At 47.6% G+C, this 20436-nt stretch carries 20 protein-coding genes and 1 other annotated feature; of the genes, 12 read left to right on the top strand and 8 right to left on the bottom strand.

The features are described from left to right. Positions 1–88: 88 nt before the first annotated feature. A complete protein-coding gene (locus KNO99_RS07495) occupies positions 89–1768 on the bottom strand; it encodes a GGDEF domain-containing protein (RefSeq protein WP_214747017.1) in 1680 nt (559 codons plus the stop codon). Between the two features lie 154 nt (positions 1769–1922). Further along, positions 1923–2134 (top strand) — a binding site (T-box leader). Between the two features lie 59 nt (positions 2135–2193). On the opposite strand from KNO99_RS07495, the gene argS reads away from it, so the two are divergent. Further along, positions 2194–3876 (top strand): arginine--tRNA ligase, encoded by a 1683-nt coding sequence (gene argS / locus KNO99_RS07500; protein ID WP_074034279.1) that lies wholly within the window; start codon positions 2194–2196, stop codon positions 3874–3876. A gap of 44 nt (positions 3877–3920) precedes the next feature. Here the strand turns inward: argS and KNO99_RS07505 are convergent, their stop codons facing one another. Both KNO99_RS07505 and KNO99_RS07510 read right to left on the bottom strand, forming a co-directional pair. Then, positions 3921–4499, bottom strand: coding sequence for a metallophosphoesterase family protein (locus tag KNO99_RS07505; RefSeq protein ID WP_214747020.1), 579 nt, complete (start codon positions 4497–4499; stop codon positions 3921–3923). Continuing rightward, positions 4496–4987 (bottom strand): YajQ family cyclic di-GMP-binding protein, encoded by a 492-nt coding sequence (locus KNO99_RS07510; protein ID WP_015880519.1) that lies wholly within the window; start codon positions 4985–4987, stop codon positions 4496–4498. Before KNO99_RS07510 ends, KNO99_RS07505 begins: the two co-directional genes overlap by 4 nt. 68 nt (positions 4988–5055) lie before the next feature. Here KNO99_RS07510 and pulA point away from each other — a divergent pair, with 68 nt between their 5' ends. Continuing rightward, positions 5056–7053: a type I pullulanase gene (gene pulA / locus KNO99_RS07515; protein WP_214747023.1), complete on the top strand. Its 1998-nt coding sequence runs from the start codon at positions 5056–5058 to the stop codon at positions 7051–7053. Between the two features lie 15 nt (positions 7054–7068). Here pulA and KNO99_RS07520 read toward each other — a convergent pair whose 3' ends face one another. Continuing rightward, positions 7069–7233, bottom strand: a complete 165-nt coding sequence (locus KNO99_RS07520; RefSeq protein ID WP_074034904.1) for a YycC family protein — start codon at positions 7231–7233, stop codon at positions 7069–7071. A 130-nt stretch (positions 7234–7363) separates the two neighbouring features. Between KNO99_RS07520 and KNO99_RS07525 the strand changes: the two genes are divergently transcribed. The 3 genes from KNO99_RS07525 to KNO99_RS07535 all read left to right on the top strand — a co-directional run bounded on the left by KNO99_RS07525 (position 7364) and on the right by KNO99_RS07535 (position 11260). Beyond that, positions 7364–8164, top strand: coding sequence for a hypothetical protein (locus KNO99_RS07525; RefSeq protein WP_214747026.1), 801 nt, complete (start codon positions 7364–7366; stop codon positions 8162–8164). A gap of 91 nt (positions 8165–8255) precedes the next feature. Next, complete coding sequence (locus KNO99_RS07530; RefSeq protein ID WP_214747029.1) at positions 8256–10379, top strand: MMPL family transporter; 2124 nt, start codon at positions 8256–8258, stop codon at positions 10377–10379. 248 nt (positions 10380–10627) lie between these two features. Further along, a complete protein-coding gene (locus tag KNO99_RS07535) occupies positions 10628–11260 on the top strand; it encodes a YitT family protein (RefSeq protein ID WP_214747032.1) in 633 nt (210 codons plus the stop codon). A 10-nt stretch (positions 11261–11270) separates the two neighbouring features. On the opposite strand, the gene KNO99_RS07540 is transcribed toward KNO99_RS07535, so the two are convergent. Further along, on the bottom strand, positions 11271–11726 hold the full coding sequence (locus tag KNO99_RS07540; protein WP_214747035.1) for a hypothetical protein: 456 nt from the start codon (positions 11724–11726) through the stop codon (positions 11271–11273). A 134-nt stretch (positions 11727–11860) separates the two neighbouring features. On the opposite strand from KNO99_RS07540, the gene KNO99_RS07545 reads away from it, so the two are divergent. Both KNO99_RS07545 and KNO99_RS07550 read left to right on the top strand, forming a co-directional pair. Next, positions 11861–12046: a hypothetical protein gene (locus KNO99_RS07545; protein WP_214747038.1), complete on the top strand. Its 186-nt coding sequence runs from the start codon at positions 11861–11863 to the stop codon at positions 12044–12046. A gap of 109 nt (positions 12047–12155) precedes the next feature. After that, positions 12156–12878, top strand: coding sequence for a YwiC-like family protein (locus KNO99_RS07550; RefSeq protein WP_214747041.1), 723 nt, complete (start codon positions 12156–12158; stop codon positions 12876–12878). Here the strand turns inward: KNO99_RS07550 and KNO99_RS07555 are convergent. The 3 genes from KNO99_RS07555 to KNO99_RS07565 all read right to left on the bottom strand — a co-directional run bounded on the left by KNO99_RS07555 (position 12875) and on the right by KNO99_RS07565 (position 14676). After that, positions 12875–13822 (bottom strand): DUF4003 family protein, encoded by a 948-nt coding sequence (locus tag KNO99_RS07555; RefSeq protein WP_214747044.1) that lies wholly within the window; start codon positions 13820–13822, stop codon positions 12875–12877. The two genes, KNO99_RS07550 and KNO99_RS07555, sit on opposite strands and share 4 nt — an antisense overlap. An 88-nt stretch (positions 13823–13910) precedes the next feature. Beyond that, positions 13911–14342: a type III secretion system chaperone family protein gene (locus KNO99_RS07560; protein WP_015880528.1), complete on the bottom strand. Its 432-nt coding sequence runs from the start codon at positions 14340–14342 to the stop codon at positions 13911–13913. A gap of 67 nt (positions 14343–14409) precedes the next feature. Then, a complete protein-coding gene (locus KNO99_RS07565) occupies positions 14410–14676 on the bottom strand; it encodes a metal-sensitive transcriptional regulator (RefSeq protein WP_214695974.1) in 267 nt (88 codons plus the stop codon). Between the two features lie 278 nt (positions 14677–14954). Between KNO99_RS07565 and KNO99_RS07570 the strand changes: the two genes are divergently transcribed. The 5 genes from KNO99_RS07570 to KNO99_RS07590 all read left to right on the top strand — a co-directional run bounded on the left by KNO99_RS07570 (position 14955) and on the right by KNO99_RS07590 (position 20413). Further along, complete coding sequence (locus KNO99_RS07570) at positions 14955–15260, top strand: rhodanese-like domain-containing protein (protein ID WP_214695982.1); 306 nt, start codon at positions 14955–14957, stop codon at positions 15258–15260. Further along, entirely contained in the window at positions 15257–17722 is a 2466-nt protein-coding gene (locus tag KNO99_RS07575; protein WP_214747047.1) for a CoA-disulfide reductase, read from the top strand. Before KNO99_RS07570 ends, KNO99_RS07575 begins: the two co-directional genes overlap by 4 nt. 205 nt (positions 17723–17927) lie before the next feature. Continuing rightward, positions 17928–19373, top strand: coding sequence for an alanine/glycine:cation symporter family protein (locus tag KNO99_RS07580; protein ID WP_214747050.1), 1446 nt, complete (start codon positions 17928–17930; stop codon positions 19371–19373). 84 nt (positions 19374–19457) lie between these two features. Further along, entirely contained in the window at positions 19458–19913 is a 456-nt protein-coding gene (locus tag KNO99_RS07585) for a hypothetical protein (RefSeq protein WP_214747053.1), read from the top strand. Positions 19914–19966: 53 nt separating this feature from the next. Continuing rightward, positions 19967–20413, top strand: coding sequence for a hypothetical protein (locus tag KNO99_RS07590; RefSeq protein WP_214747057.1), 447 nt, complete (start codon positions 19967–19969; stop codon positions 20411–20413). Positions 20414–20436: the final 23 nt, after the last annotated feature.

The raw sequence follows: 20436 nt of genomic DNA on the forward strand, positions 1-20436 counted from the left end.
CCTATTATCAAACACGTTCCCTAACGTACCTGTTTCAAATCTAGTTGTCAACCTAAAAACTCCCCAATTCGATGTGAGAAAGGGGAGTTTACGTCGTTAAATTGTTGAAGTGCGCCACGCGGTTACGTCCTGCATATTTTCCACCAACATACAGGGCACGGTCCGCATTTCGAATCGTATCATCGAGACGCTTCTTCCCGAACGCTTCGATTGTGTCGACCCCGATGGACGCGGTGACAGAAATTTCATGGTGGTCGACATGAAACGGTTTCGCTTCGATTTGATGGCGAATCCGCTCCGTGATTTCGATCGCTTGGTTCATGTCACAATGATTGAGCAACAAAATAAATTCTTCGCCGCCATAACGTGCCGCAAAGTCATCGGGACGAAGTACCTGACGAATTCGTCGTCCGAACTCTTGTAACACATGGTCTCCGACCTGATGACCGTACGTATCGTTGATCTTTTTGAAAAAATCAATATCGAGCATGGCGACCGATATCGGATATACCGACATATCGGATATTTGTTGAATGCCATATTCATAAAACGCACGCGCATTGGCGAGAAGCGTTAAACTGTCCGTCCGACTCTCGGTATAGAGGCGGTCCCGTTCGTGACAACGGCTAATGGTCCGGTTGAACGATTTTAACAATTTGATGATTTCATGCTGAATAATCTTCGGATAACCGTATACAGGTTCTCCCGTCATGACAATCCATGTACGAATCTCTTCAATTTCCTCCGAGCGGACAGAAACAAAGCTGTGGTAATCGTCATGGAAGGCGTCAGAAAGGGAAGTATCCCATTCAAAGCGCATCTCATAATCGAGGACTTGCTCGATTGGCTGACTCATTTCAAGCAACGTAAAGACGATGGGTCGATCGATGGGCTGTCGCGTCTTTAAATCAAAGTACAGGGTGCGTTCAAACAATTTAAACTCGACATACCCTTCATCATAATGATTCAGCTGTTCGCATTGACTTAAAAACACTTCGATGGCTTGTGCCTCGCTCTGTGACAAGGAAACGGCCTCTTTCGCTTCATCGTATTGCTCAATCAAGGATTTAAATGCATCTTGTCGCTCTTTTTGAATGAGAAGCCGCTTGATGAAGAACGTCAACGCAGCGGCGATGCTACTGACGACGAGTAAGTTGGTCTCTCGGAAAAACGCTGCCGCTAAGATGAAAATCAAACTGACGACGTACGTATAGAACGCAATCTTCATAAAGTCGCTCAATGCGATGTCGACGCGGAACCACCATTTCACCTGATACTTTTGAAACACCGTGTTTAAGAAGATGGCAAGGAACAATCCAGCGAGCGGCACGAACGAATCTTGCGAATAAAAGTTGAGACTGGTCTCCCCACCTAGGGCGAGATAGACAGCTGCTGGTATGACGATCTCTAAGTACGCCGTAATGGCATTCCACGGATATGTGAACCGGAAGCGACGGATGGCGACTTTCGGTCTCAAGTTGGCGAATTGAAAGACGAACACCCCGATTTGGTTGACGATGAGTGCTGTTTCAAATCCAAAGAATAAAAATAAGATTAAAACGATACTTTCAGAAAATGTGAAGTACACACCTTTGACTTCGATCGAGTCGAGTTGAAAAATGATGACAAGCAACGAAATTAAAATAAATGACAACGAATCGATTGTTGGGGCGTGTAGGATATCCAATGCAAATAGTGCGATGGTGAAGATGAACAGGGCACTCCATATACTCCAACCGAGCACGGACATCTTACGAAAGTGGTTCATGTGTTCCCTCCTAGCATGGGACATTTCAAGATCTAATAGTAAAGATTCGTCACGATTTCATGTGAGTCCTGCTTCTGTCCAATGATGCTTGAATTCTAGCATTGAGTATACACGGAATATCCTCTATAATGAAATTGCTTTTCAACCGCATAGACGAATGTCGATGAAAAAGAGAGTAACGATGGTTTAGTCAACAAAGCGACCTGGGGATTGGTGAGAGCCTAGGCTGACAAACGTCGCGAAACGCACTTTTGAGATGCTATCCGAAACGAGAGTAGGCATAGCCGGAGGGAACCGTTATCACCATAAAGCGGTCTGCATCATGCAGGCAAGAAGAGTGGTACCGCGGGAATTCCCGTCTCTTTGCATCTATGCAAAGGGCGTTTTTTTTTATGAGTTGTGATACGAAGAAGGAGGACATACAAATGAGTTATGAACGCAAGTACGCAGAAGCGTTATCACGTGTCATCGGAGACGAGCTCACGATTGACCAGATTGAAGCATTGATTGAGAAGCCGAAACACGAGGCACATGGTGACCTCGCGTTCCCATGTTTCCAATTGGCGAAAGCCTACCGTAAAGCACCTGTCATGATTGCGACAGATATCGCGAATGACTTGAACGATGAACTGTTCACAAAAGTCGAGGCAGCGGGACCTTACGTCAACGTCTTCTTGAGCCGTGACGTCGTGTCACAAGAAATCATCAACACGGTGCTCGATGAAAAGTCAGAGTACGCGACACATGCAACACGCAACGAAACGATTGTGACGGACTTCTCGTCACCGAACATTGCGAAACCGTTCTCGATGGGTCACTTACGTTCGACGGTGATCGGGAATGCGATCAACCAAATCGCACGTAAAAACGGATATGACGTTGTCGGCGTCAACCACCTCGGTGACTGGGGTACACAGTTCGGGAAATTGATGGTCGCCTACAAGAAGTGGGGCGATGAGGAAGCGGTACGTGCCAATCCGATCGCAGAACTCTTGAAATTATATGTTCATTTCCATGAAGAAGCGAAGACACAACCAGAACTCGAAGACGAAGGTCGCGCGTGGTTCAAGAAGCTTGAAGACGGCGATGCGGAAGCGACAGAGCTTTGGCAATGGTTCCGTGACGAGTCACTCAAGGAGTTTCAAAAAGTATACGACCTCCTCGGTGTGAAGTTCGAGAGCTTCAATGGTGAGGCGTTCTACAATGATAAGATGGGACGCGTCGTCGAGATGCTCGAAGAAAAAAACCTCTTAGTCGAAAGTGAGGGCGCCATGGTCGTCTCGCTCGAAGAAGAGAACTTGCCACCATGCTTAATCAAGAAGAAAGATGGCGCGACATTGTACGCGACACGCGACTTGGCAGCAGCAATCTATCGCTACGAAACGTACAACTTCGTGCAAGCGAACTATGTCGTCGGTGGCGAACAGGCGCTTCACTTCAAACAACTCTTCTCGGTTCTTCGTAAGCTCGGCTACGACTTCGTCGATGGCATGCATCACGTACCGTTCGGCTTGATCTTGCAAGAAGGGAAGAAGATGTCGACACGTAAAGGGCGCATCGTTCTTCTTGAGGAAGTGTTGAAAGAAGCAATTGAAAAAGCACAAGCGAACATCGAACAGAAGAATCCGGACCTTGCGAACGCAGAAGACGTCGCACGCATGGTCGGTGTCGGAGCGGTCGTCTTCCACGACTTGAAGAACGAACGCATCAACAACATCGAATTCGATCTCGACAGCATGCTCAAGTTCGAAGGAGAGACAGGACCTTACGTCCAATACACGAACGCTCGTGCGAACTCACTCCTCCGTAAAGGGAACTACGATGGTTCACCGTTCACTGGTGCAGACGATGACTACTCATGGGGTGTCGTCACGATGCTCAACGCGTTCCCGCACGTCATCACGCGTGCACATGAACGTCGCGAACCATCTATCATCAGCCGTTATGTACTTGACCTCGCGCAAGCGTTCAACAAGTATTACGGTCATGTCCGTGTCTTAGAAGAAGATGCAGGCAAACAATCGCGTCTCGCACTCGTGAAGGCAGTGACACTCGTATTGACGGAAGGACTCCGTTTACTCGGTGTCGAAGCTCCGGAAGAAATGTAAGACAGACGAAAGGACCTCAAAAAATTGAGGTCCTTTTCGTATGCTCACACTTTCATCCGCGTCACCGTTCGGGCTTCCGTGTCATAGAGACACCATTCCCGGTCAAAGATGATGGCACCGACATTGATAACATATCGTTTCTTCTTCAAATGGAACGGTGTCCCGATTTCCCACGGCAAGGATCTTCCTTTCCGGTAAATCCCGGGAATATGACTATGTCCGATGAAGACGAGCGGATATTTCCCTTTCTCGACAACCGGTTCCCAGTCTTCATTCCACTTGACTTGATGCCCATGTAAAAAACGTGCTTCTCCAAGAGTCGTCTGTTCCGGTAATAAGGAAATCCGTGTTTTCACGGGATGGTCGATGACGAGCACCTCGTCGATTCGCTCCTCCTGATTACCACGAAGACTCGGGAACGTCAGCAATGCTTCGTAATTCGGATCATACGTCACGACGTCTTCCACATGATGAAAGCGTTCGTGACGTCGTTTTTTCCCGATGTGGCATTCATACAGGTCGCCGAGACAGAGAATATGCTCGGTTTCTCGCCGGACGTCATCGAGAACCGCCTTCAAATCATCAAACGAACCGTGTGGGTCACTGATGATCGCGAGTTTCATCGGAAGTTCGTGAATTGGGCGTCGACAGACAATTCGAGTTCACGAACGAGCTGCATGACAGCTTGAAGATCGTCACGCGATTTCCCCGTGACACGGATTTGATCGTCTTGAATTTGCGATTTGACTTTAAGTTTTGATTCCTTGATGGCGTTGTTGATTTTTTTCGCGTCATCTTTGTCGATCCCGCTCTTCAATTTCACACGTTGGCGAACCGTGCCGCCGAGTGCGTTCTCTACTTTTTGATAGTCGAGGTTTTTTGTCGGGACACCGCGCTTGATCAACTTCGTGATTAAGACGTCCTTTAATTGCTCAAGTTTGTAGTCGTCATCCGAGATGAGGACGAGGTCGCCGTTGTCGAGCGACATCTCACTTTTTGAGCCTTTGAAGTCGTAACGGTTTAAAATTTCCTTCTCCGCGATTTGAATCGCGTTCTTCACTTCTTCAAGATTCATTTCGGACACGATATCGAAAGAATTGTCTTTTGCCATGTTTCATCCATCCTTTGTGTGGTTTTGTTATAATGATAGCAGATTTGAAGCAGTGAAGGAGTGAAGAGATGGAACGTACAATGGATCAACACACACAAGCAGACTTAGATCACGTTGCCTATCACGGGAAAGACCTTGGGGTGACGTTTAAAGGGGAACAGATTCGACTACGTGTCTGGTCTCCGGTAGCGGAACAGATGTCGGTCAAGTTATATCGCACAGCCCGTGCCCGCAAGTTTGATCGACTCGAACTCGAACCGGCTGAGAAAGGGACGTGGGTCATTGAACTCGACCGTGCCTTGTTCGAAGGTCAATTTTATGTATTTGAAGCAATGATTGATGGGAAGAAAGTGGAATCACTCGACCCTTATGCAAAAGTCGTCGGAGTGAATGGGAAGCGTGGATGTCTGCTTGACCCGGCATCCTTGAACCCGGACCATTGGATTAAAGAACGTCCGCTATTCAATTCTTCACAAGAAGCGGTCATTTACGAAGCGCACGTACGTGATTTGACGAGTCATCCAGAGAGCGGGGCCATGCATCGTGGGAAGTTCTTGGGGATGACCGAGACGGGCACGACGACCACGAGCGGTTACCCGACCGGACTCGATTACATCACATCGCTCGGTATCACACATCTTCAATTGATGCCATTCTTTGACTATGGGTCGGTGAACGAATCACGCGAGAGCGAAGATAACTATAACTGGGGATATGATCCGGTGCATTACTTTGCGGTCGAAGGATCATACGCCTCGTCAGCAGACGATCCGGCGACACGAATTATTGAACTAAAAGCGATGATTCAAGCCCTCCACGATCGGGGCATTCGTGTCATCATGGACGTCGTCTTCAACCATACGTACGATGCGTTGACGACACCGCTCGGTCAATTCGTCCCTGATTATTACTATCGACTAAATGAGGACGGAACACTCGCGGACGGTTCGGCATGTGGGAATGACACGGCATCTGAGCGTGCGATGATGCGTAAGCTCATGGTCGAATGTGTCACATATTGGGCGAAGGAATTCATGATTGACGGATTCCGTTTCGACTTGATGGGATTACATGATGTGAAGACGATGAATCAAATTCGGAAGGCGCTTGATCGCGTCGACCCGTCCATCCTGGTCATCGGAGAAGGTTGGGATTTAGATACGCCACTCCCTGTCCGTAAAAAAGCGAATCAACACAATGCGCACAAGATGCCACGAATCGCGCAATTTAATGATGGGATTCGAGATGGTGTCCGTGGAGACGTATTTATCGAAGACTTACCAGGCTGGGTGAGCGGCAATACAGACATGACGGCTGACGTGAAGCGAGGAATCGCTGGCGGAATTACGAGCCAAAGTTTTGCCGATGAACCGAACCAGGTCGTCAACTATGTTGAATGTCACGATAACTTGACGCTTTGGGACAAGTTGTCCGTGACGAATCCAGAAGATGATGAGACGACGCGTCGCCGCCGTCATCGCTTGGCGACATCCATCGTACTTCTCGGACAAGGGATTCCGTTCCTCCACAGTGGGCAAGAGTTCTTCCGCACAAAAGATGGGGACGAGAATAGTTTTAACTCAGGCGAGGTCGTCAACCGTGTCGATTGGACACGTGCAGAACAAGAAGCACCGAGTGTGGAATATGTGAAAGGTCTCTTGCGCCTGCGGAAACAGTATCCGCTCTTCCGACTCGAGAACACGGAACAGATTCGGAAACACTTGCGCTTCTTCGATGAGGAAGAAGGCGTGATTGCATTCGAGTTGAGCCGCCACGTCGAAGGGTATGTAGAACGACATGTCGTGTATCATAACGCGTTAGAGGAAGCGGTCGAGATTAAACTTCCGTCCGGTAAATTTGAAGTAAACGTGGAAGACCATACCGTCAATCTGACGGCGCCGCGTCAAATTGAAGACCGTCATATGACAGTCGCACCACTATCGACACTCGTGGTGACGGAACGTCGTCCGGACTACAGCAAATACGCTGTTGCTGGAGGTGCAGCACTCGCCGTGCTCGGTGGTCTCTGGTACGTATCGAAAAAACGAAAACGTAAAGAACAGTAACCAAAAAAGGAGACGTTAATCCGTCTCCTTTGGTGTGTCTTCCTCTGTTTGAGATGCCTCGAGTTGCATCATTTTTTGAACGAGAATATGCTTTGGCATATGCATCAATTCTTCGAGCGGGACGTTCAACTTTTTCGCAAGCTCAACCGCGGTCTCTGGTGATAATTGTAATGGGCGCATCGGTATACTCCTTTCTGAACCATTCATCTATACCGACAGTATACAGGAAAATCGAAAATGTGTTGAACGAACACATTCAAAATCGAATTTCGCTTCGGTCGTTGCTAAGCTGAAATTAGGAAGTGATCAAATGTACAAACAAACAGCAGACTTTCAATTTCATCAAACGATCGAATGGTTAGAACGTGTCGGTGAAGGTTGGATGTTGTACTTGGCGCAAACCGGATTTTTGTTCTTTGACGAGTCGTCCCAAATTCGCTGGGAGATTGACTGGACTTGGACACCGTGCGCCCTATATGTGGAGCCGAATGCGACGCGTGCCGTGGCATGGTTCCGAGAAAAAGGACTTTACGGAGTCATTGATTTACAAAAAGGACAGATGGAGACGCATGCGATTCCACAACGTTTTAACGGTGACTGGTTTAGCAATTTGCACTATTGGCAATGCGATGACATCTTCTTATATTCAGCCGAATCGGATGTCGTGGCTTTGAACCTCCACGATCATACGTTTCGATATAGTCGCTACGAAGAAGTTCCGCTCTTTGGGAACATCATCGAGTTGGCGTATCAGGGGACGTATGATTTTGAACGATTCACACCTGAAACATGTGTGACCTTATTTGATGAAAACACGCATCACTTTTTAGTGGAGAATGTGAAAACAAATGAGCACTGGCGTATTCCGTATGAAGGGGACCGTGAAACGGTCATCCTCGATCAAGTCGGCGAAACGACGGCAATCACTTCGACCGAAGCGTTCCAACTGTTTCGTCGAGAAGAAGAATTGTTTTGTTCGACGGTGTGCGCGGACAACCAATTACTGAAGGTCATGCTGTTAGATGACCGAGGAGACCGACTCGTCGTCTTATCCGCACCGCCACGATTTTGCCATAGTTGGCTTCAAGTCTTTGAGCGACAAGAATCCTGAACCCGAAACAGGTTCAGGAATTTTTTGTGAAGTGATGATGAATGAAGAGAGAAACGGGAAGTAGATGGTTAGATAGGGAGGAGTGACAAGGATGGAATGGTTAGGTAGGCAGTTGGTTCGCTTTCGATATGGAGTACTACTCATTTGGACGATCTTACTTGCGGGGTCGGTCTATTTTGGACTGCAGCTCCCAGGTGAGTTGCGAGGAAACGGCTTCGCGATTCAAGACGGGCGATTCCAACAAGTAGAGGACACGTTGAATGAACGATTCGATCGTGCAGGTGCCTCGATGATCGTCTTGTTTGAAGGCGGAGAAATAGAAACGGTCATGGACGAACAACAAGAACGGTTCGAGGCAATTCGGTCGATTGATGGTGTGATTACGCCATCTGAGAATCCAGATGCTCGTTCAGGGGACGTTTCGTACTTTGTGCTTGAATTCGAAGACTATGAAGCAGCCGAATCTTCGATTGATGCGGTTCGTGACGCCCTCATCACAGACACGGATACAGAAGTGCGGTTGACCGGGGAACCGGTATTTGCAGACGACTTGAACGAAGCGTCGAAAAATGACTTGATTCGAGCAGAATTGATCGGGATTCCGGTTGCTCTCGTCGTATTGTTACTTGTTTTCGGAACGCCGCTCGCGGCACTCATGCCGTTGCTCGTCGGACTCATCACGTTCATCGTAGCGGCAGGCTCTTTATTCTTTTTTGCGCAAAACATGGAATTATCCATATTCGTCTTGAACGCCGTGGCGATGATCGCCATTGCGCTCGGGATTGATTTCTCATTGCTCCTCGTCAATCGGTATCGTGAAGAGTTGACGCGTGGACAATCGAGAGAAGAAGCCATCGTCCGGACGGTGGCGACGGCAGGACGCTCGATTCTCTTTTCTGGACTATGCGTATTCGTCGGATTGGCCGGTCTACTCTTTATCCAGGTCGATGTCTTCCAGGCAGTCGCGCTCGGTGCGCTCATTGCTGTCGCGGGGGCTGTTTTGTCCGCACTGACACTCTTGCCGTCATCTCTATATTTAGTCGGGGATGCCTTGAATAAAGGGAGAATCATCAAGTCTGACGAGATAAAGTCTGAAAAGCGTTGGCAAAAACTTGCCCGTTTCGTCATGAAGCGGCCTGTGACAATGACGCTCGTTGCTTTATTGTTACTGTTACCGAGTCTTTGGTTCGTCCGTGACTTAGAGCTGAACATTCCGGACGCAGATGCGCTCCCAACTTCGTATGAATCACGGGCGGCACTTGAACGATTTGATGAAGTGTTCGGAGAAAACTCAACCGATGCGGTCATTTTGTTCGAAGCGAATGATTTGACGGACCCGATGATTTTAGAAGAACTGACAACGCTCACGGATGAGTTAAACGAAGTGGGAATTGTCGATAACGTCTCAACCTTTTTGACGACGTCCGGTTTGACACCGGAAGCCTTCACACAACTCGTCGAGGCGGCACCGGAACAACTCGCTCCGCTTGAACGGCTGGTCACGCTTGATGGGAATACGGATCTCGCCCTCGTCAACGTGAGTTTCGATGTACCACCGAGTGACAAAGAAGCACAGGCATTTGTCCGCGATTGGCGAGACCAAGGATTTGAGGTCGGTGGACCGGCTGCCTTTAACGAAGAGATTTATGATGAGATTTACGACAGCATCCCATATGCAGTGATCACCGTCATTTTGGCGACGTTCTTCATTCTCATGTGGGCATTCCGATCCATTTTGATTCCAATCAAAGCCATTCTCATGAATGTACTCGGTCTCGGAGCAACGTTCGGCTTACTCGTCATCATTTTTGAATCCGGATATATCTATGATGCGGAGACCATCAGCATTTTGACACCGGTATTTATCTTCTCACTCGTCTTCGGATTGTCGATGGACTATGAGGTGTTCCTCGTTTCACGAATCGAGGAATACTACCGGGAGACAGGTGACAACGACTATGCGACAGAGATGGGACTGGCGAAAACGAGTAAGATCATTACCTCGGCTGCCATCATCATGATTGTCGTGACCGGTGCGTTTGCCTTTACGGGTGTCAGCCCGATCAAACAGCTCGGTGTCGGGATTGCCCTCGCCATCTTCATCGATGCGACGATCATCCGAATCCTGCTCGTTCCATCTCTTATGAAACTGTTTGGGGATTGGAACTGGTGGTGGTTCGGTAAGAAAGATTTACCGAAACGTAACATGCACTAAAGGTAAAATTCATGAACTGAATCAAAATGTGTGGTAAACTACGTACAAGATTACGCGCAATTTGAGAAAGGAAGGTCTTTATGGATACCGAGAGGACGTGGCCTCTGTTCCAACTTCCGGACTTCTAGCGTTGAATGATCACTATGACGTGTATCAATCAACAAACGGAAGATCGGAGATGGAACAGATGGAACCGCAGCTACGACTGAGGATCCTCCTCTCCGTCAAGAACGGGGAGGACAATCGGAATGAAACGAGTTGCTACCATAGTGCTCGGAACGCTGATCATGGCGTTCGGTTATTATTATTTGAATGAACAGTTTGGTTTGGCGGAAGGTGGATTCGTCGGGTTATCGCTACTCGGTCGCTATCTATTTGATATCGACCCGGCGATCTCGATGATCGTGCTCGACATCCCATTTTTTATCATCGCCTTATGGTGGAAAGGATGGCGTTTTGTCGGGCAGGCGGTGTTAGCCGCTTCGTCCCTTTCGCTCAGTTATGCGATGTGGGACCGTCTCGATTTGCTCACGTTTGATATTCAAGTATGGCCAGCGACGTTATTCGCTGCGATCGCAAGTGGGATTGTGACCGGATATGGTCTCGGTCTCGTCTTGAAGTCAGGCGGAGCGACCGGTGGCGACGACTTATTCGCCCTCGGATTATCGAAATGGACAGGCGTGTCAGTCGGTACGATTTTAATTATCTTTGATGTGATCGTCCTTGGGATTTCACTCATTTATTTACCATTATCGAACGCGTTGTATACGCTCGTCGCGGTGTCAATCGCCGGACGGGTCGTCACCAAGATGCTCGTCGTCGATGAGCCGAAAGCGACACCTGTCGTACCAAATTGGACACCAAAAAACGATCTCGCGTGAGATCGTTTTTTTAGTTCATTGAAGCGGCGATGGCAAACAAATCCTGCTTCGAAAGTTGATGTCCACTGTAGTCGATTGCGTATTCGACGCCATCTCGTTGCCAGCTGAGAATGGTGAGTTCATCGGACTCATTGACGTAGACAGGAGAACCTTGAACGGTTTGTGCGTAAGGTTCCCACTCTTCGACATGGTGCCATCCGAGTTCCGTGGTCGCCCATATGCTCATAGACTCCTCTTCATTTTCATAGACGAGTTCGACTTTCCCTAGGCTGACAAGATGTGCGTATTCAGTCTCTGCAACAAAGGGGAGGTGTGTGGGACCGTGAACCTCGAATGGAACGAAAGAAGTCGTTGCGTGAATGGGTAGAGGGACTTCGCTTCGACCGATCAAGAGTAGGATGAAACTTATGCCAAGGATGCCTTTAAAAATGAACCGGCCTTTTCGGTCTTTCGGTAGTAAAGACATGATCAACGTTCACCTCACTGAACAATTTGTAAACTTAGTATAAATGATAGATTTGGTTAAAACATACAAAAAATAACACTTTTTCATTCATAATGGTATCATAGGAATTGACATTGAAGTGAGAGGTGCATCTTATGAAAAATCGAAATATTGTCAACTTTAGTATCCTCGTATTACTCATGGCAGTGATGGTCGTGAACAACGTTGATGGCCTACATACGCTCAAGACATTGGTAAACGTTCTTGCAATCTTGACGTTATCTGTCATCGGAGTTGTATACGTGACAAACTATGCAAAAAATAAGAAACAGGCAATGTGATGAGATAGGTGGCTGACGCTACCTATTTTTCTTTTTTGTTATTTGTGCTAAACCTCACAGCGTATGCCATCATCATCTATTACACTGATGGATGAAGGAGTGAAGTTTCATGAAATGGATGATTCCAACACAACATGGGGCATGGTCGATGCTCATTTTGCCGTTCGTTCTTGGAGGAACGGTCGGAGGATGGACGTGGACACATGTGCCTTTTGCCATTGCATGGCTATTTGTTTATATGGGAACATTCTTCTTGTTCCAATACATCAAACAACGTAAGAAATCGCGTGAGCTTTTACGCACAGTGATGATCTATCTGATGATTGCTACATTATCCGTCATTCCAGTCCTATGGATGCAATGGAGTCTCATCTGGTTCGCTTTTGCGATGATTCCATTCGGTCTCGTGAACGCCTACTTTGCCAAAATCAAAGATGAGCGAAACGTGTGGAACGACGTCAGTGCCGTCACGTCATTCTGTATCGGAGGAATGGCGAGTTATTACCACGGAACACACGTCTTTGATGAAACGATTATATGGGTATTCGTTTTACCATACCTCTATTTCCTCGGAAGCATCTTTTTCGTCAAGACGATGATCCGTGAAAAGCAGAGCCTCACGTATCGAAACCTTTCGTGGGGATATCATATGTTACTAATCATCGTTTTCATTACACTAGGTTATCCTCTAATCGCATTGGCTTATTCACCGAGCCTGATACGCGCTGTTTGGTTCTACGGCAAAAAGATCCCAATCATGAAGATTGGGATTGTGGAAATCGCGAATTCTATATTCGTACTGACGTGTCTTGCGACCTATCTTTTGATTTAGTTCGTAGACGAAGAAGTACTCGCAATGACGGCGGCAGTTGTCGCAGCGGTCATTGCTTGTTGCATCGCCAGCAAATGGGCGAAGGTCCCGTGTAGCAACAAATCATTCGCTTCTCCCGTGATGTGGTCGGCAGCTACGAGTTGAAGCGCGACAAGCACGCTATGTGTGTTGAACCAGCGCTGTTTGTCTTTTTCGGCATTCACGATTTCTTGAATGGCGTGTACGCCATCACTATTCGGTTCCGCGACAATGCTCAATAAAGCGAGCGCCGGCAAATGTTCACGACGAATGGATAGTTGTACGTCATCTAACTTTGATTTCCATGCCAACAGTCGGGAGACCGCTTCGTCTGGAGAAGATTCGCTAAACGTCAAAAGATGCGAGACGAGTTGCAGTTCGTTCGATTTCGGTAGTCGGTCTTTCAATAAGGTGTAATGCTGCTCGATCCGTTCGTTTAAATCGATGACGTCGTCAAACGCTTGCACGAGTACGAGTGCCGATAACAAGTCTTCCTCGCTCGTCAACCAAGGATGGTGTTGTTTGAACGTTTGATATAAGTCAGTCGCCTCATCGAGTCGTCGTTCAGGTTCATCTACATTGATCAGTTGATTCGCTAAAAAAGGTCGTAATGAACTGAAACGGAAATGCTTTCGGTCGAGTAACGTATCGAGTCGAAGGGCCTCGTCGATCGCGGTTCCGATGTCCTCATATTTGGCATCGAGAAATGAGAGCCAGACTAGGTTTTGACTGCCTCGAAACTTTGAAAACATCTTCGTCTTTTGTTTCAATGTATCGCGTGCGTTCGAAAATCGAGATGCCTCGAATGGGGTATCGTGAATCGCATAATGAATGGCCATCAAGCGCCGAAAGTCATCCGTTAGCTCCCACTTCGTCGCGTCCTTGATGGCGTCTAACGCTTCTACATATCGTTCATAACGTGTCATATCAAATCGCCTCCTTTGTCAACATTACGAGGTAGAGTAAAAGATGTTTCAAAAAAAGCCGCCCGGAAATGTTCCGGACGGCTTTTCATTATTGTACTTGTGTATACAGTTTTTGCATGTACTCGTTCACTTCGTCTGCCGCTTGGAACATCATGAATGAATGTTGCAAGATGATTTCTGGTGAGAAACCGAGATCGAGGTCGAGTGTTGATGCGAGCGTGACATCACGATCGCTGTCGAGTACGCAACGGAAGTATTTGAACTCCTGGTTGAACTCGTTCAAGGCATTTAGAATCGGTAAGTCTTCTACGTAGTCTGGGACGTGCGTGACGGTCGCAGCATATAACTCAGCATCTGTCGTCTTTTTGTTAAAAGCGATAATCATAACGGGCTGAGCCCCGGATTTTGTTGTTTCACGCGTCAAAAACGTGACGTGCGTTTCAGTGTCGCTCTCTTTGAACGTCATGTTGCGTTCAGCGGCGAGCGCTCTAAATGATTCTACTTTTTCTTCGAAGTTCACAAGGAAATCCCCCTTAGTAAGTCGTTACTCTAACTTTCCCCCATTTGGACGGGGAAAGCAAGGGGAACTAGCGTTTCATCAACATTTTAATGGCTTCTTCGACCGTTTCTGACGTATCTTCGCCATCCGCTTGCGCTGTAATGATGCATTGTTCCAAGTTCTTGGCCACAATGATGGTCGATGCGCGGTCGAGGGCGGAACGTGCGGCGCTTAGTTGTGTCACAACGTCACGACACTCTTTCCCTTCCTCCATCATGCGAATGATTGCACGAATTTGTCCTTCTACCCGTTTCATACGATTCAATACTTTCGGGTCGTATTGATACTGTTCCATATCCTTCACCTCTATAGTATAAATTGTTCAGTTACCCAACTATTTATTGTGTAGGCTCATCTTAATACATGGGGGAGTATGTGTCGAGCACCAACTACTTTATGAAGGTGTGATGAAAAATTCTACATTTCGTCAAACTTATTTCTTGCATTTGAATACCTAAGGGGGTATATTAATGACGTGGAAGCGAAATGTTCAATAAATCACAAACTTTATTGAGCGCCAGCTACCAAGCCGAATGGTATAGATGGAATCGAAAATAGAAAGGTGAATTAATGATGAAAGCATCTGCTTTAAAACGTCAAATGGACTTTGAAGTGCCAGTAAACATCGTCGACGTTCGTGAACGCGACGAGTTTCAAGAAGCGCATATCGAAGGTGCCAAAAACTATCCGTTATCAGAAATGACAACATGGATCGACACACTCGACCCTGCTGAAGAATATGTCGTTCTTTGCCGCTCTGGTGCACGTAGCACGCAAGCAACTTGGCAAATGGAGGCAAAAGGCTATAAAGTGGTCAATATAGAAGATGGCTTGATGAGTTGGCCAGGAGAAGTCGTCAGAGGAGGAAATGGACAATGAGTAAAAAAATCGTAATCGTCGGTGGAGTAGCGGGTGGTGCATCTGCAGCAGCGCGTCTTCGTCGCTTAAATGAAGAAAATCAAATCGTCATGTTCGACCGTGGGGAGTACATCTCATTTGCTAACTGTGGTCTCCCATACTACATCGGGGACGTCATTCAAGATCGTCAAAAATTGCTTGTTCAAACGGTTGAAGGAATGAACAAACGTTTCCAACTCGATATCCGCAACTTGACGGAAGTGGTTCAAATTAACCGTGACGAGAAAACGGTGACGGTGAAACACGTTCAAACAGGCGAAACGTACGATGAGTCATACGATGTCCTCATCCTTTCACCGGGAGCGAAGCCGATTCGTCCGAACATCCCTGGAATCGACGAGGCAGAAGACATTTTCACACTTCGTAACATTCCAGATACAGATAAAATCCGTGGCTATGTCGATGACAAAGCACCAAAACACGCGACTGTGATTGGTGGGGGCTTCATCGGAATCGAAATGGCAGAGAACTTACGTGAGCGTGGGGTTGATGTGACACTCGTTGAGATGGCAGACCAAGTCATGACGCCACTCGACCGTGAGATGGTCGCTCCAATTCATGAACATTTACGTCTTCACGGCGTAGAACTCCAATTGTCAGATGGCGTTTCTTCATTCTCTGAAAAAGGGAAGAAAGTTCATTTGACGAGCGGTCGTGTCATCGATACAGATATGGTCATCATGTCGATCGGGGTCACACCGGAGTCGACGATTGCGCGTGAAGCGGGACTTGAAACAGGTACGCGCGGCGCGATTCGTGTGAACGAAAAAATGCTCACATCTGATCCATCGATTTACGCGATTGGGGATGCGGTCGAAGTGCTCGACTATGTCTTCCAAGAACCAACAGTCGTCCCACTCGCATGGCCAGCGAACCGTCAAGGCCGTCTCGTTGCCGATATCATCAATGGTCGTGACGTGAAATATAACGGGACGATGGGAACGGGAATCGCGAAAGTGTTTGATATGACGGTCGCATCGACTGGTTGGAACGAGAAACGTTTAAAAGCGGCTGGAAAGACGTATGAAGCCGTTCACGTACACCCGGGATCGCATGCCGGATACTATCCAGGATCGACACCAGTGTCACTCAAACTCTTATTCCACCCAACAACGGGTGAGATTTACGGCGCACAAGGTGTCGGGATCAACGGAGTCGACAAGCGAATCGACGTCATCGCGACAGCGATGAAAGGTGGTTTGACGGTCCTCGACCTTCCTGACCTCGAACTCAGTTACGCACCACCGTTTAGCTCAGCGAAAGATCCCGTCAACATGATTGGGTATGTCGCTTCTAACGTTGTACTTGGTGATAACGAAGTCGTGCATTGGGATGAAATCGATGAGCTCGTGAAGAACGGAGCGACGTTACTTGACGTTCGTGACGAATCGGAACATGAACTCGGGAAGATTCCAGGATCGATCAACGTGCCACTCAATTCATTACGTGAAAACTTGGATGACTATGACCGGAGCGAAACGATTTATGTGACGTGCCAAGTCGGTCTTCGTGGATATCTCGCATCACGCATCTTGCGTCAAAACGGCTTCAAGGTGAAAAACTTGAGCGGTGGCTATAAAACATGGTCACAAATCAATCGTGATTTCGAGGCGCTTGAAGAAGCGAACACATCAAATGAAACAGCGGCTACCGTTGTAGAGGAGGAGCCAACACAAATGACGAATGCACCAATCGGTGAAGCGGTCATCTTAGACACATGTGGTCTACAGTGCCCGGGACCTATTTTAGAAGTGAATAAGAAAGTTGCAGAACTCGGAGAAGGCGAAACACTTCGTGTCCTCGCAAGTGACCCAGGGTTCTTCGCAGATATCGAAGCATGGGCGAAGAAGACAGGTAACAAACTTGTCTCGAAACAATTCGTCAACGGACGAGTAGAAGCCATCCTTCAAAAAGGACAAGGACCAGTTGCACCACAAGCGGGCGCTCCAACAGGAGACGGCGCGTCAATGGTCGTCTTCAGCGGTGACCTCGACCGTGCGCTCGCATCGCTCATCATTGCGCAAGGTGCTGCAGCGATGGGGAAAGAAGTAACGATGTTCTTCACATTCTGGGGACTCAATGTCATCCGCAAACCGGACGCGCCGGAAGTGAAAAAACAAGGTCTTGAGAAAATGTTTGGCATGATGATGCCAGGACATGCTGGCGAACTCCCACTCTCGAACATGAACTTCGGTGGTGTCGGTCAAAAAATGATGAAGAAGGTCATGAGCGACAAAAACGTTCCTTCTGTCGAAGAGATGATCAAGTCAGCTCAAGAGGCCGGCGTGAAGATGGTAGCTTGCACGATGTCGATGGATGTCATGGGCATTAAAGAAGAAGAGTTGATTGATGGGGTCGACCTCGGCGGTGTTGCGGCGTATCTTGGCGCAGCAGAAGGCGGCAACTTAAACCTCTTTATCTAAATGAAACTGTATAACGAATCGGGTTGCGACGGGCAATCCGATTCGTTTTTTTTGTTGGTAAGATGCGATTTGAAGGGAAGACCTTAGAAGCAAGAAAACGAATTAATATTGCAATTTTCGTATAATTTACCTATAATTCTAGTCATGTTAAAAAAGTTGACATGACTTTTTCTATTGAGATTTTTTTGAATGATGGAGGATTAGTATGGAGAAATTTGTAGAGAACCTCGTTTCGCAGGCGAACGATTTGTTATGGTCACAAGTGCTCATCGTCGTACTTGTCGCATTAGGTCTTTATTTCACGGTCCGTATGGGCTTCGTTCAGTTCCGCATGATTCCTGAGATGTTCCGCCTTTTGTTCAAGGAAGGTACAGAACGTGAGAAAGGCCAAGTGTCTTCGTTCCAAGCGTTCGCAATCGGGACGGCAGCACGTGTCGGAACAGGAAACATTGCCGGTGTGGCGACGGCGATTGCGCTAGGTGGCCCAGGGGCAGTCTTCTGGATGTGGCTCATTGCTTTAATCGGAGCGGCATCTGCATTTGTCGAAAGTACATTGGCACAAGTGTATAAGATCCGTGACGGGCGCACATGGCGCGGAGGTCCGGCTTATTATATGGAACGTGCGCTCGGGCAACGTTGGCTCGGTGTCTTGTTCGCAATTTTAATCACGTTCGCATTCGGGTTTGCGTTCAACTCCGTTCAGTCGAACACGATTTCACTTTCTGTGAGTAACCAGTTCGGCGTCAGCACAACAGTCGTAGGGGTTGTTCTCGCGATTGTCACGGCGGTTGTTGTATTCGGAGGTATTCAATCAATCGCGCTCTTGTCGAGCATCATTGTTCCGGTGATGGCGGGCGGTTACATTTTACTCGCGATTTGGATCATGGTGACAAACGTATCCCTCTTACCAGACGTCTTCAGCCTCATCTTCTCAGAAGGAGTTCTTGGAATCGAGCAACTCTTCGGTGGTGCAATCGGTGCGATGGTACTTCAAGGGATCCGTCGTGGTCTCTTCTCGAACGAAGCAGGTATGGGTTCTGCGCCGAACGCAGCTGCGACAGCGGAAGTATCACACCCTGTTAAACAAGGATTGATTCAATCGTTCAGCGTATTCGTGGATACATTGCTCGTCTGTACATCGACAGCGATGATCATCTTGATTTCCGGAGTGGCAGGTTCAGAATCGTTCGCGGGTGTCGAATTGACGCAAGCTGCATTGACAGCGGAAGTCGGTCCGGTCGCGACATCGTTCTTGACGATTGCGATTTTCTTGTTCGCTTTCAGTTCGATTCTTGGAAACTACTACTATGGCGAGACGAACATTCAGTTCATCTCGGATAAAAAAATCTACGTCACGCTCTATCGCATCGGAGTTGTTGGAATGGTCTTGTTTGGTGCGGTCCGCTCTGCTGGCCTCGTCTGGTCGATTGCTGACGTGTTCATGGGTCTCATGGCACTCGTCAACTTGTACGCAATCTTCCGCTTGGCGAAAGTGGCTCGAGCCGTTCTTGACGATTACTTGTCACAACGTCGAGCAGGACAAGATCCGGTCTTCTATGTCGACTCGGTAGAAAACCTTCCAGGTCGAGAATATGTAGAAGCTTGGGAAAGCGAAACAGAAGAACAAAAAACAGGAACAAGTCGTTCTTGATGAATGGAACCGTCTACGAATTCACGTAGGCGGTTTTTTTACGTGTATAAGACGGGTAATGTCATAAAAAGGGGGCGTTCATGTATGGAGACGACGCATTATGTACGTGTTTCCCCAGAAGTTTGGGTGTCATTTAATCAAGATCCGGAGATGATTTTAGACTGGCTAATTCATATGCATGAGCAATATCGTAATCGGGACGACACGTTAACGCTCCCGAATGTCGAATCGTTTCAACGTGTGCTCAGTCAAATCGAGGTGTATATCGATGGGGCTGACACATACAATATGGAAATGGCACTCGTCGGCGAGGAGTTGATTGTGAATGAAGCGCAGGCGGTCGTAGTCGGAATCTTGACCCCACAATTGCTTCATATCGTCAAAGACACGTTGCATGCGTTCGGACGGGACGATGTGAAAGATATGGCGCTCGTACCGAAAGATGAGTTTGAGACGATTTGGGAAGATTGGACCAAGTTGCAACAGTTTTGTGAGACGGCCGCGTCTCAAGAAGAACTCGTCCTCATTTATTATGAGTAAAGATGAATCCACCATGGTATAATGTAAAAAAATGGATAAAAGGGGATTCGATCATGGACGTGTTCGGCACACTCATCTGGCTTGGCATTTTAATCAACCCATTTCTCGCCTATCAAACGAAACGCGTGTCGCTTTATCGCATCACACTCATCTTATTCATCGTATTCTTGGTCACGTGGGGGTATGCTGTAGCGGGCGGAACGGTACCAGCCCTATTTGACACAGCGTGGAATTTGCTGCTCATCGCTTATGTAGGTCTATTGATTGTAAATAGCTACCTGGTCAGTAAGAGATTCGTTCCAAAGATGACATGGTTTCGTTTTGGTGTGATGGGTCTGATTGGAGTCGTCATCAGTCAAGCTTGGTTTGGGCTGAGTAAAGGTGAGTGGGCGTGGTCATCTTTCATGCATGAGGACGTATGGGTGATGAGTGTGATTGTGTCACTCCTGCTCCTTCTTTTCGTCACGATGAAAATGTTGGACCGTCGGATCGAAGTATAAAAAATCCCGAAACGAATCAATTC

It is taken from the genome of Exiguobacterium sp. s189, from assembly GCF_018617615.1.
Taxonomy (GTDB): domain Bacteria; phylum Bacillota; class Bacilli; order Exiguobacteriales; family Exiguobacteriaceae; genus Exiguobacterium; species Exiguobacterium aestuarii_A.